We start from the raw sequence: 13,918 nt of genomic DNA, 5'->3' as shown, positions 1-13,918 counted from the left end.
CAGATTTTAGATTTTAGATTTTAGATTTTAGACTTTTAAAGAATTAATAAAAAATATTGAAACATGAAAAAGGTAACGATTACGCTTTTAATTTTAATGGTTTCGACTGCACATCTATTTGCACAAATTAGTTCGAAACAAGTCGATGAACTAGTAGAAAAAACGCTAAAAACTTTCAATGTTCCTGGAATAGCGGTTGCTATTGTAAAAGATGGAAAAATAGTTCACGCCGAAGGATACGGCGTGAAATCAATTTTAACTAAAGAAAAAGTAGATGCAAACACACTTTTTGGAATAGCTTCCAATAGTAAAGCATTTACTAGCGCTGCACTCGCAATGCTTGTAGATGAAGGAAAAGTTAAATGGGACGATAAAGTGATTCAATACCTTCCTAATTTCAAAATGTATAATGATTACGTTACAACTGAATTTACGATTAGAGATTTATTAACACACCGCAGCGGATTAGGTTTAGGAGCAGGTGATTTAATGATATGGCCAGATGGAAGCGATTTTAAAGCACAAGATATCATCGAGAATTTACAGTATTTAAAACCGGTATCAGCTTTTAGAACACAATATGATTACGACAATTTACTTTATATTGTTGCTGGAGAAGTTATTCACAAAGCAAGTGGAATGAGTTGGTGCGACTTTATAGAACAGCGCATCATGAAACCGCTAGAAATGAATAATAGTGCGGCTTCTTATGTACGTTTGAAAGATTCTACAAACATTATTGCTCCGCACGTTCCTATTGATGGAAAGTTAAAAGTCATTAAGCGTTATCAAAATCAACTTTTTGATGCAGCAGCAGGGATTTATTCTAGTGTAAATGATTTGAGTAAATGGACAATTATGCAAATGAATAATGGACAATACGCAGTAGATAAAAAGCAATTATTTTCAAAAAAGGAGCATAATGAAATGTGGCAATTGCAAACTATTATTTCTGCAAATCCAAGACCACCGTACAACACTCACTTTAGCGGTTACGGATTAGGATGGTTTTTAAGTGATGTAAAAGGATACAAACAAGTTACTCACACTGGGGGTTTAGAAGGGATTGTTACTCAAGTTACTTTACTACCTGAAATGAATCTAGGAATTATTGTTTTAACAAATCAGCAATCTGGAGCGGCTTTTAGAGCAATTACAAATACAATAAAAGATAGTTATTTAGGAATACAAGCAGAGGATTATGTTGCTAATTACAGCAAGAGTTTAAAAGAAAATGAGGCATCAGCTGATAAAAAAACAGAAGCAGTATGGGCGAGCGTTGCTAAAAATAAAAAAGACAATTTTAAAGTTGATTTTAAAACTGTTTTAGGTTCATACAAAGACAATTGGTTTGGAGAAGTAGTTCTTTCTGAGAAAAATGGAAAATTATATTTTGCTTCAAAACGTTCTCCTCAACTTGCTGGTGAGGTTTTTTATTACAAAGGAAATAATTATGTGGTAAAATGGAATAATGCTTATTTTCATGCTGATGCACACTTGTTTTTTGAATGCGATGCAACTGGAAAAGCAATTCGATTAACGATGAAACCTATATCAGAATTGACTGATTTTAGCTATGATTTCCAAGATTTAGATTTCGCTAAAATATAATAATCTTCAATAAATTAAATTTGATTAATAACAAACAGAATACTGTTTTTCCTTGTATATATCCTAACAAATTTCTATTTTTAGGAATTGAATCCTACCAATTATGATAGAAATTGACCTAGAGAAAGAAAATAAAGCAATTGCTCAAGAATATAAAGAATTGTTGCGCATAAGCTATCAAACGCTAACTGATGATGATAAAAAACTGATCAGGAAGGCATTTGATGTTGCAGTCGAAGCACATAAAGATCAGCGTAGAAAATCAGGTGAAGCTTATATTTTTCATCCAATTGCTGTTGCAAAGATAGTAGCGTCAGAAATTGGTCTTGGAGCAACGTCGATCGCTGCAGCATTATTACACGATGTAGTCGAAGACACGCCAACTACGGTCGAAGATATCGAGCGAATGTTTAATCCTAAACTTGCTCAAATTGTAGAGGGACTTACTAAAATAGCATTAGTTCAAAAAGATTTAAATATATCAATGCAAGCGGAGAATTTCCGTAAAATGATATTAACTCTTAATGATGACGTCCGTGTTATTTTAATTAAGCTCGCTGACCGTTTGCACAATATGCAAACAATGGATTCCATGCGAGAGGACAAACAAACCAAAATCGCATCAGAGACACTATACATTTACGCACCCCTAGCACATCGATTGGGATTATATAATATTAAATCTAAACTAGAAGATTTAGGTTTAAAATATACTGAACCTGCTATCTACAATGAAATTGTAAGTAAACTAAAAGAGACCAAAGAAGAACAGGATGATTATATAAAATCTATTTCTGATGTAATTAAGAAATCTCTCGACGAAGAAGGAGTTGAATATATTATAAAAGGTCGTCCAAAATCGATTTATTCGATTCGTCGAAAAATGAATGCACAGAACGTAAGCTTTGAAGAAGTCTATGATAAGTTTGCTTTGCGTATTGTTTATAAATCAAATCCGCACGAAGAGAAGTTTATTGCGTGGAAAATATATTCTATCGTTACGGATCATTATCGTCCGAGTCCAAGCCGTTTACGCGACTGGATATCATCACCAAAATCGACTGGATACGAGGCCTTGCACATCACCGTTATGGGGCCAAAAGGGCGCTGGGTTGAAGTACAAGTGCGCAGTGAACGCATGGATGAAATTGCTGAGAAAGGATATGCAGCGCATTACAAGTATAAAAATGGTGCTACTGAAGAAAGCGGATTAGATGTTTGGCTTAATTTACTTAAAGAAGCCTTAGAAAATGCAGAAACCAATGCTGTAGATTTTGTCGAAGATTTCAAAATGAATTTATATTCAAAAGAGATCTTTGTATTTACACCAAAGGGAGAAATCAAATCATTGCCAAAAGGTGCAACATCTTTAGATTTTGCATTTAGTATTCACTCTGAAATAGGTATTAGAACAAGAGGAACGCGAGTAAATGGAAAATTAGTTCCTTTAAATTTCGAATTAAAAAGTGGTGACCAAATAGAAGTTATTACTTCGCAACATCAAAAACCAACGATAAACTGGTTGGATTATGTTACTACTTCGCGAGCAAAAACCAAGATAAAAAATGTTTTAAACGAAAACACCAAAAAAATTGGTGAAGAAGGTAAAGAGTTACTAACCCGTAAGTTAAAACACCTTAAAATAACGTTAAGCGAGCAGGTTATAAATGAACTAGTGAACTTTTTTAAGTTAAAAACCAGTTTAGATTTGTTTTATCGCGTAGGTGTTGGTGCAATCGAAAACCAGCAATTAAAAGATTACGCAGCACAAAAAAGTAACACCTTCATTAATTTTTTCAAAAATAAAATGAAGCGCTCTCCTAGCTCACAAGCTATTGAAGACATTCAAAAACCAATTATAAGTAGTAATTATGACATGCTTGTTTTTGGTAAAGAACAAGACAAATTAGATTACAAATTATCACCTTGTTGCAATCCAATTCCTGGAGATGACGTTTTTGGTTTTGTTACTATTAACGAAGGAATAAAAGTGCATAAAAAAGATTGTCCTAATGCTATAGGAATGCAATCAAATTACGCATACCGAATCATGACAGCAAAGTGGATTGACTCATCACAAGAAGAATTTAAGGCAATAATTAATGTTACTGGAATGGACGTTCTAGGACTGACGAACCAGTTGACGAAGGTGATTTCGAATAATATGCATGTAAATATTCAAAGTATCGCTTTGAGCACTGATGCAGGTATTTTTCATGGTCAAGTTACCGTGGTAGTTCAAAACAACACCATTTTGAAAAAGATGATAAGTAATATCAAAAAAATCGATGGTGTAGAAAAAGTTACGAGAGAATATAAAACTTAAAATTTAGTTTATCTTCTAAATGAAACATATTAGACTGGAAACAGGACAAACTTCAAACTTATCAAACGGGAAGTTTTATTCTTTAACTAAATAAATTATCTTTGCCAGTATATGACACTCATTTCCACAGATAACTCGAAAAACCAAGAAATTGTAAAAAATGTCTTTACAATGTATCTTGAAAATAAAGGACATCGCAAGACACCTGAACGTTATGCTATCCTTCAGGAAATTTACGATAGCGAAGAACATTTTGATGTAGAAAACCTTTATATCAAAATGAAAAATAAAAACTATCGTGTGAGTAGAGCGACGCTTTATAATACAATCGAATTGCTACTCGATTGCGCTTTAGTAAGAAAACACCAATTTGGGCAAAATCAAGCGCATTACGAAAAATCATACTTTGACAAACAGCACGATCATATTATTATGACTGACACTGGAGAAGTAATTGAATTTTGTGATCCTCGAATCCAAACAATAAAGAAAACTATTGAAGAGATTTTTGATATCGAAATCACAAATCATTCGTTGTATCTCTATGGTGTAAAAAAACAAAAAAAGAACGTGGAACTAGACGGTTCCGAAATATAAAAATTAACTACAAATAACACGCAGAATGACCGTAGATTTATTACTAGGATTACAATGGGGAGATGAAGGAAAAGGAAAAATTGTTGATGTTCTTACTTCAAAATACGACATTATAGCTCGTTTTCAAGGAGGACCTAATGCAGGACATACTTTAGAATTTGACGGAATAAAACACGTGCTTAGAACCATTCCTTCTGGAATTTTTCACGGAAATAATATCAACATTATTGGTAATGGTGTTGTAATTGACCCTGTAGTTTTTAAAAGCGAAATTGACGGTTTAGCTAAGTTCAACTTGGATCTACAATCTAAATTGATCATCTCTAGAAAAGCACATTTAATTTTGCCTACACACCGTTTATTAGACGCAGCATCTGAAGCTTCGAAAGGAAAAGCTAAAATTGGATCTACTTTGAAAGGAATTGGACCAACTTACATGGACAAAACAGGTAGAAACGGAATCCGTGTTGGTGATATTGAATTAGAAGATTTTGCAGATCGTTACAGAGCTCTAGCTGACAAGCACGAAGCAATGATAGCGTTTTATGATGTCGATATTCAATACAATTTACCAGAATTAGAAAAAGAATTTTTTGAAGCTATCGAAGATCTAAAAAAATTAGATTTTATTGATAGTGAAGAATATTTACACCAAGCTCAAAAAGCGGGTAAATCTATATTATGTGAAGGCGCTCAAGGTTCATTATTAGATGTTGATTTTGGAACTTATCCATTTGTTACTTCTTCTAATACTACTGCAGCAGGTGCTTGTACTGGTTTAGGAATTGCTCCAAACAAAATCAAGGAAGTTTACGGAATTTTTAAAGCGTATATCACTCGTGTAGGAAGTGGACCATTTCCAACAGAACTTTTCGACGAAGATGGTGCAACGATGGCACGCGTAGGAAATGAATTTGGATCTGTGACTGGAAGACAAAGACGTTGTGGTTGGTTAGACTTAGTTGCGCTTAAATACGCTATTCAAGTAAATGGAGTAACGCAATTAATGATGATGAAAGGCGATGTACTTTCAGGATTTGAAACATTGAAAGTTTGTACTGAATATACGTATAAGGGAGAAAATATTTCTCATTTTCCTTATAACATCGATCCAGAAAATGTAACTCCTGTTTACCAAGACTTCAAAGGATGGAAACAAGATTTAACTGGTATGACTACTTATGATGAATTACCTCAAGAGTTAAAAGAATACATCGAATTTATAGAGAAAGAAGTCGAAGTTCCTATTAAGATTGTATCTGTAGGGCCAGATAGAAAGCAAACAATTCTAAAATAATATTACTAACGCTCTGAAAATTTCAGAGCGTTTTTTTTTAGTTTCACAACATTACACTCATGAAAAATCCTTCTATAAAAATACAGAAAACGGAATTACTTTCGGACAATTGGTACGTACTAAACAAAGTAACTTTTGACTATCAAAAAAAAGATGAGTCATGGATTACTCAAAAACGAGAAGTTTATGATCGTGGAGATGGTGCCGCCATCTTGTTGTATAACAGTAATACCAAAACAGTTTTATTAACACGACAGTTTAGATTACCTTCTTACCTAAATGGGAATGAATCAGGAATGATGATCGAAGTTTGCGCAGGCCTTTTAGATAAAGACAATCCTGAAGAATGTATCATTCGCGAAACTGAAGAAGAAACTGGCTATCGCATTTCTAAAGTAGAGAAAATAATGGAATCCTATATGTCTCCTGGCGCTGTAACTGAAATTTTACATTTATTTGTGGGTGAATATAACGCAAGTATGAAAGTGAGTGAAGGTGGTGGATTAGAAAGCGAACAAGAAAATATTGACGTATTAGAAATGTCATACGACGTTGCTTACAATATGATTTCGACTGGTGAAATTAAAGATGCAAAAACAATTTTACTACTACAACACGCCAAGATAAAGAATCTTATTTAATGAATAATCAGACGAAAGGTGTTTTATTTGCGCTGATAGCTACGCTTCTTTGGTCCGTAAATATGGTAATCGCTAGTGGCGTTAAAGATCATATTCCGCCCATTGGATTAGCTTTTTGGCGATGGACAATTGCGTGCATCGTGTTTGCACCTTTTGCTTTAAAAAATACTATCAGCGACTTTGCAATTGTAAGAAGACATTTTGGATATTTAATAATAACTGCTATTTACGGGATAAGTATATTTAATACTTTGATTTACTTTGCGGGACAGACAACGAGTGCAATTAACTTATCTCTGATGGCTATTTCAATTCCTTTATTTATTATCGCCATTTCGAGAATTGTTTTTAAAGAAAAAGTCTCGACTACAAAAATGGCAGGAATAGCAATTATAATAATGGGTGTTTTAATACTTATCACAAAAGGATCCTTACAAGCACTAATCAATATCAATTTTACAAGTGGAGATTTATTGATGCTTCTGGCTTGTTTATTCTTTGCTTGTTATACTATCTTAGTTCGAAAGAAACCAGCAGCATTAGATTCTAAAGTATTTCTCTTCAGTGTTTTTATTATCGGAACGTTTTTACTCCTACCATTTTACATTTTTGAACATGTAAATTATAACCAAGTTACTTTTGACTCAAAAACTATATTAATAACTTCTTATGTAGGGATTTTTGCGTCTCTAGTCTGTTTTTATTTATGGAACGAGGCTATTTCTTTAATTGGAACTTCAAAAACTGCTGTAATTTATTATTTGATTCCAATATTTAGTGGCATCATAGCTTATTTTTTTCTCGATCAAGCTATTGGTCTTATCCAAATTATAAGCATGACAATCATTGTGTTTGGTTTGCTGTTAACAAATAAAAAAGCAGCATAGAATTTATGCTGCTTTCTTAACAAATTGTAATTTACTGCTACCTATTTATTAGGTTGCGGTGTCATTCTTAAATATGGTTTAATTTTCTCATATCCTTTTGGAAATTTTGCCGCGATATCTTCATCTTTAATCGATGGCGAAATCACTACTTTTTCACCATCTTTCCAGTTAGCTGGTGTCGCAACACTATAATTAGCTGTTAATTGTAAACTATCAATAACACGCAATATTTCATCAAAATTCCTTCCCGTGGATGCTGGATAAGTCAACGTCAATTTTACCTTTTTATCAGGTCCAATAATAAATACAGAACGCACGGTAAAGCTTTCACTTGCATTAGGATGCATCATATCATATAATTCAGCCACACGCTTATCTTCATCAGCTATTATAGGAAAGTTAACAGTGGTGTGTTGTGTTTCATTAATATCTTTAATCCACTCCATATGAGAATCAACGCCGTCAACGCTCAAAGCAATTACTTTTACATTTCTTTTTTGGAATTCAGGATAGTAATTTGCCACTGCTCCTAATTCTGTGGTACAAACGGGAGTGAAATCTGCTGGATGCGAAAATAAGACACACCAAGAGTCGCCCATCCATTCGTGAAATTTTATTTTTCCTTGTGATGTTTCTGCTTCGAAGTCGGGAGCAATATCACCTAATCGTACTGTTGCCATATTATTTTATTTTCTAATTAATAACACTCTAAGTTATTGAATTTTAACTAATATAGAAGAAAAATAATCTTAAAATTCTGCTAATTTTTATTTTCGAAAATAAATAATAAGAATAAATAATTATTTAGTAGGAGTTATAAATGACAATAATCATACATCTTTTAGGCATTTAACTGCAATTAAGAAAACATTCATTACTCAAAAAGCAGTAACAAATTTTAGTAAAAAGAAGAAGCTTCAATTACTATTTAAGTGATTTTTATTTCTTCTTTAAATTTGGCAAAAAGAAAGCGATGATACCTATTAATGGCAAATAAGCACAGAGATAATACACATACGTTATACTCGTGTGATCTGCGAGATTACCAAGTAATGCGGAACCAAGTCCTCCCATTCCAAAAGCAAAACCGTAGAAAAGACCAGAAACCATTCCAAGTTTTTTAGGTAGTAATTCTTGAGCATAAACTAAAATTGCAGGAAATGCCGAAGAAATAACAGTTCCGATTACAAATGATAAAACCCCAGTCCAAAACAAATCGACAAAAGGTAACATCAACGTAAATGGAGCAGCGCCTAAAACAGAAAACCAAATAACATATTTTCTACCAAATCGATCACCTAGCGGTCCTCCAATTAATGTTCCAACGGCACAAGAAGCTAAAAACAAAACTAAATAAAATTGAGAATCTTGTACTGATAGTTTAAACTTTTCCATCAAATAAAAAGTGAAATAGCTAGACATACTCGCCATGTAAACAAACTTTGAAAATATCAAAACCATCAAAATCACAACTGAGATCACAATCTTATTTTGCGAAATGTTCGGTAAATCGATCACTGCTTTTTTTGCACTTCTTAAACTAAGATGATTTTGATACCAAGTAGCTATTCTACTCAACACAATCAACCCAACTCCTGCAGCAATCAAAAACCAAATGATATAATGTTGCGCATTAGGAACGACAATTAATGCTACTAGTAAAGGTCCTAAAGCAGTTCCTGCGTTACCTCCAAGTTGAAAAATAGATTGTGCTAAACCGCGCTTTCCACCTGATGCTAAAAAAGAAATTCGGGAAGCTTCAGGATGAAAAATAGAAGAACCGATACCAACTAAAATAACCGAAACAATAATCATTGAAAAACTATCTGCATACGATAATGACACTATTCCGAGGGACGTAAAAATCATTCCGAAAATTTGAGAATAGGGTTTTGGCTTTTTATCAGTGTAAAGACCAACTAGTGGCTGTAAAAGCGAACCTGCTAATTGGTATGCTAGTGTAATCAAACCAATCTGGGTAAATGTTAAATTATAATTTTCTTTTAAAACTGGATACGCAGCGGGGATAACAGCTTGTAACAAATCGTTTATTAAATGCGCAAATGCTATTGAAAACAGTATTGGGTAAACGGTTTGTTGACCATTATTTAAAACTTCACTTTGGGAAGCGGTAGCGGAAGATGAATTCATTTTTTAAGATAAAAACTATATTATTAAATAGAGATCCAAAAGAATTTATAGTTGCAGTATGAAGTACCAAAAGACTAACGTGATAAATGAAATAGGTATTCCAAAACCAACCATCATACTACTCAACCTGGGCTTTAAACCATTTGACGAGGCAAGTATGCTGGCAGTAATCATTGGCGCCATAGCTGATTCCATCACTGCAACTTCGATCATCTTTGAATGCTGCTGCAAAATTACAACATACAGTAAGTATATCACTGCAGGAGTTAGGATTAATTTATATAAAAGTCCCATTCCTAAAAATCTCCAATGTTGGCTTCTTCGATCAAACTTTAACTGCAATCCCACAGATAACATCGCTAGTGGTGTCATAATCGTCCCTGCCTTTTGAAGCAAAGCTTGCACGTAATCATGAAAATCAAAATTTAAATAATTCATTAAGCAAGCGATCAGAAAGGTTAAAAAGGGAGGGAAAAATGCAATTTTTTTAACAATTTTAAGTCCATCAGGTTTTCCAGTAGAGTATATACTTGCGACAAGAATCGCAAAAGTGGATAGAATAACAAAAGAACCAGGCTGATCAACTAAAATAGCAGTTTTCATTCCTTCCTCGCCATACAAAGCTTCAATAATAGGAAATCCAACAAATGAAGTATTCCCTAAACCAGCGGTGATTATTAAACAACCTATCAACTTTTTAGACCAAGCTCTTTTTTTACCGATATAATTAAATAAAAAGTAAGATCCTGAAAAAGTAATCCATGCTACCCCGATGGGGAATAAAAGATTGTTACTCCATTCAATTTTTGGAATGTAATATAAAGCAAGAGCAGGTAGACATATATAAATTACAATCGTATTTATTTGCTTATAAATCCTTACTGGAAATCCATTTATACGCTGAAGAATCAAGCCTAAGAATAAAAAACCAAAGATGATTATGAAGTTGTACATAGCAAATAATTGAATGTAAAAATACCACTAAAATCTTTTACTGAAATGAAGAAATTAATCTTAATGTGACAAATACAACATTGTGATTTTTAGAATACTTAATTATCATATTATTAAAAATTCACGGATAAAATTCCTGATTTATCATCATATAAAAAGTGAATATCTTAAAAACATTACGTTCAAATATAACAGACCAGCACTAAAATGCTTTTGAAACTATTTTTGTTTTCACTACTTTTACTTTTCAAATCTTCAGCTTTGTCAAACAAAAAAACTCATCCTAGCGCATTAAACGAAAAAGCAGGGATTTCTCCCCCAGAAATCACTAGCTCGACTTCCATTGTAAACATTCAAAAGTTTAGAAAAATGCAGCCTTCTGCATCAGAATTAGTCGATGGTATTTTAGCAGGAAATATAACTGCATTAAGTCGGGCGATCACTTTAGTAGAGAGTACTAATAACAATCATTTGGCGAAAGCCAACGAAGTCATAAATGCTTGTTTACCACATGCGAGTAAATCCATCCGAATAGGAATTACAGGCGTTCCGGGAGTTGGAAAAAGTACTTTTATAGAAGCGTTTGGAAAATTTTTAACAAGTTTAGGTAAAAAAGTCGCTGTGTTAGCTGTTGATCCAAGCAGCACAATTAGCCACGGAAGTATTCTAGGTGACAAAACTAGAATGGAAGAATTAGTAAAAGATAAAAATGCATATATACGTCCGTCCGCTTCTGGAGAAACTTTAGGTGGCGTTGCACGAAAAACTCGCGAAACGATTACTTTATGTGAAGCTTGTGGCTTTGACACTATTATTATTGAAACTGTGGGTGTAGGACAAAGCGAAACTGCGGTTCATAGTATGGTCGATTTCTTTTTATTGCTAAAAATTTCAGGTGCTGGCGATGAACTACAAGGTATAAAACGCGGTATTATGGAAATGGCTGACGCTATTGTTATCAACAAAGCAGATGGCGATAATATAAGAAAGGCACATTTTGCCAAAATGGAATTCAATCGAGCTTTACACCTTTTTCCAGCTAAAAAATCTGGCTGGATTCCAAAAACTTCAACCTGTAGTTCGATTACTCACGAAGGAATTCCTCTAGTATGGGAAACAATAGAAAGCTTTCTTGGTTTAACCAAAACTAATAATTCCTTTTTTGAAAAGCGCAAAGAACAAAATCAATACTGGATGTTTGAAACTATAAACGAACAGTTAAAATTAAATTTTTATAATCAAATCGAAATCCAGGATTTATTAGAACCAACAAAAAAAGCGGTTCAAAGCGATGAAATATCACCGTTTGCAGCAGCTCAAAAACTATTAAATGTATATCAGAGCTGCAAGATCAATTCTGAAGATAGTCAGTAATATTATTTCTTAATTTCCCTAAGCTTGTGTTTACCTTGTTTGTATAAATTTCCAGCAATTACAACATGTGCCAAAGCATCTTTAGCCAATTCACTATCTAATTTTACTGAAATCAAAGTAGTATCATTAACGATTTTAAATTGCAGTGGATATAGATTAGGTTGCATGATTACTACTTGATCTTCAACTCTGAAGGCGTTAATATCATTGAACTGCATTATAGATCGTCCTTTTGTCATTGCCTTTATTTTGCTTAAATTTCTTCCCACCATGGGAGTTTCAAATTTGGCGCCAAGATAACTTAGTAAAGTTGGTGGAATATCAATTTGACTCGCTAATTGACTATGCACTTTTCCTACAGGTACATTAGGTCCAATAATTAAAGCAGGAATATGGAATTTGTTAATAGGGACTAGATTTTTTCCAAAAGTTCTCGTATTATGATCAGCAATTATGATAAAAACAGTGTTTTTATAGTAAGATTCCTTTTTAGCCATTTCCATAAATTTCCCTATCGAAAAATCAGCATATTTCATAGAATTATTAACTGTTGCGGCTTTTTTATCATAACCCTTTATTCTTCCTTCTGGATATTCAAAAGGCTCGTGATTTGAGGTAGAAAACATTAAAGAGAAGAAAGGTCTAGTACCTTTAGATTTGAAATATTCATTTGCTTTAACGGCTAAATCTTCATCAGAATAACCCCAAGTTCCTTTAAAAGCATATTTCTTTCCATCAGTATCAAAGTCATCTTGATCAATAATGTCTTCAAAACCATTGCCATTAAAAAAGGAAGCCATGTTATCAAAATTAGCCATTCCTCCATAAATAAAACTAGTTTCGTAGCCTTTCCTTTTTAGCGCATCTGCTATCGTAAAAAATCCTTGTTGTGAATTACTCAACTTAACGACACTTTCTGATGGAGATGGAAGAAAACCAGTCACCACAGCTTCAATACCTCTTACACTTCGCGTTCCTGTGCAATACAAGTTAGTGAATAACAATCCTTCTTTTGAAAGTTTATCAAACTCTGGAGTTAATGGCTTTCCGCCCAAAACACCAACATACTCGGCACCTAAACTCTCTTGTAAAAAAATAACTAAATTATAAGGTCTTTCTAATATTGCATCTGATTTTTGAACGTGCAGAAAAGGAATAGAATTATCAGTAAATTCAGTTACATCCATATATTTCTTAACGCGAGAGATTGCTTCTTCTTCATCCATTTTACCATACATTTTTGTATTGCCTTCATTTTTTATCGAATAAGCCGCATAAGCGACAGTGTAAAATGAATTTAATCCCAAGCAATTCGTTAATTGGTCTGTAGAAAAAACTGCATTACTAGCATTTATTGGTCTTTTTGAAGTTAGACTGGAACGCGCTCCAAAAAATAAAAGAAAAACGAGCAATGGAAAAATCAGCAATCTAAATTTATAATCAGTCGCTTGAGTATAGAAAAGACTCTTCACTTTTTTTAACGCGAAGTAAAGCGCAATACCCAAAATTAAAAAAGTAATAATAATTGACGATAAATAACTTTTAAGAAGCATTCCTATAACTTCTTTAGGATAGATGAGATAATCTAAAAAAATTCTGTTGGGACGCGTATCATATTGCGAAACAAAATCAGGAGTAGCTAATTCGACAAATAAAATTAAGAATAAGAATAGGATGCTGTAGTAAGCAATAAACTTATTAATGTATTTGATATAATTATTTGGAACAAAACTGAGCAATAAAGCCGGAAGAAAAGACAGGTAGCACAAAAGTATCAAATCCATACGCAAACCTATGGGAAAGATGAACCAATAATCGGCGGTGTCAGTCACTCGGTCTTTAAATAAAAAAAACAAAAACAATCGACTCGCTGTTGTAATAAGCAGACCTATCGCTATAAAATTAAAAATAGGTTTTAAAAAGAATAACTTTTTCATTGAATGCTATTTAGAAAATGATAAAAGAGAAGAGGAATTTAGCGTTTGAAATCTACAAAAAAACCGATTGCATATAAACAGTCTCGCGCTTTATTGTGGGAGAGTGTTTTATAGTACATCGGTTTTAATTCATGTAACTTAAA

Annotated in this window: 11 protein-coding genes; 7 read left to right on the top strand and 4 right to left on the bottom strand. The window is 33.2% G+C overall.

The features are described from left to right. The first annotated feature begins 63 nt into the window (after positions 1 to 63). The 6 genes from BC961_RS02155 (at position 64) to BC961_RS02130 (ending at position 7,359) form a co-directional block, all read left to right on the top strand. Positions 64 to 1,611: a serine hydrolase gene (locus BC961_RS02155; RefSeq protein ID WP_121924202.1), complete on the top strand. Its 1,548-nt coding sequence runs from the start codon at positions 64 to 66 to the stop codon at positions 1,609 to 1,611. Between the two features lie 103 nt (positions 1,612 to 1,714). Further along, entirely contained in the window at positions 1,715 to 3,937 is a 2,223-nt protein-coding gene (locus BC961_RS02150) for a RelA/SpoT family protein (protein ID WP_121924201.1), read from the top strand. Between the two features lie 111 nt (positions 3,938 to 4,048). After that, entirely contained in the window at positions 4,049 to 4,534 is a 486-nt protein-coding gene (locus tag BC961_RS02145; RefSeq protein WP_121924200.1) for a Fur family transcriptional regulator, read from the top strand. Positions 4,535 to 4,559: 25 nt separating this feature from the next. Beyond that, the gene (locus BC961_RS02140) at positions 4,560 to 5,831 is read left to right on the top strand and encodes an adenylosuccinate synthase (protein ID WP_121924199.1); all 1,272 of its coding nucleotides are present in this window, start codon (positions 4,560 to 4,562) and stop codon (positions 5,829 to 5,831) included. Positions 5,832 to 5,890: 59 nt separating this feature from the next. Then, positions 5,891 to 6,472, top strand: a complete 582-nt coding sequence (gene nudK, locus BC961_RS02135) for a GDP-mannose pyrophosphatase NudK (RefSeq protein ID WP_121924198.1) — start codon at positions 5,891 to 5,893, stop codon at positions 6,470 to 6,472. Then, a complete protein-coding gene (locus BC961_RS02130; RefSeq protein WP_121924197.1) occupies positions 6,472 to 7,359 on the top strand; it encodes a DMT family transporter in 888 nt (295 codons plus the stop codon). The genes nudK and BC961_RS02130 overlap by 1 nt, the downstream gene beginning before the upstream one ends. A 41-nt stretch (positions 7,360 to 7,400) precedes the next feature. On the opposite strand, the gene BC961_RS02125 is transcribed toward BC961_RS02130, so the two are convergent. The 3 genes from BC961_RS02125 to BC961_RS02115 form a co-directional block, all read right to left on the bottom strand. After that, complete coding sequence (locus BC961_RS02125; RefSeq protein ID WP_121924196.1) at positions 7,401 to 8,039, bottom strand: peroxiredoxin; 639 nt, start codon at positions 8,037 to 8,039, stop codon at positions 7,401 to 7,403. A gap of 259 nt (positions 8,040 to 8,298) precedes the next feature. Continuing rightward, positions 8,299 to 9,510 (bottom strand): MFS transporter, encoded by a 1,212-nt coding sequence (locus BC961_RS02120; RefSeq protein WP_121924195.1) that lies wholly within the window; start codon positions 9,508 to 9,510, stop codon positions 8,299 to 8,301. Positions 9,511 to 9,555: 45 nt separating this feature from the next. Beyond that, positions 9,556 to 10,464, bottom strand: a complete 909-nt coding sequence (locus BC961_RS02115; RefSeq protein WP_121924194.1) for an AEC family transporter — start codon at positions 10,462 to 10,464, stop codon at positions 9,556 to 9,558. Between the two features lie 261 nt (positions 10,465 to 10,725). Between BC961_RS02115 and meaB the strand changes: the two genes are divergently transcribed. Then, positions 10,726 to 11,838, top strand: coding sequence for a methylmalonyl Co-A mutase-associated GTPase MeaB (gene meaB, locus BC961_RS02110; protein WP_245980786.1), 1,113 nt, complete (start codon positions 10,726 to 10,728; stop codon positions 11,836 to 11,838). Positions 11,839 to 11,840: 2 nt separating this feature from the next. Here the strand turns inward: meaB and BC961_RS02105 are convergent, their stop codons facing one another. Next, a complete protein-coding gene (locus tag BC961_RS02105; RefSeq protein WP_121924192.1) occupies positions 11,841 to 13,775 on the bottom strand; it encodes an LTA synthase family protein in 1,935 nt (644 codons plus the stop codon). Positions 13,776 to 13,918 lie beyond the last annotated feature (143 nt).

Origin of the sequence: Flavobacterium weaverense, assembly GCF_003688495.1 — a bacterium.
Taxonomy (GTDB): Bacteria; Bacteroidota; Bacteroidia; order Flavobacteriales; family Flavobacteriaceae; genus Flavobacterium; species Flavobacterium weaverense.
This window is presented reverse-complemented; position numbering and strand designations above follow the sequence as displayed.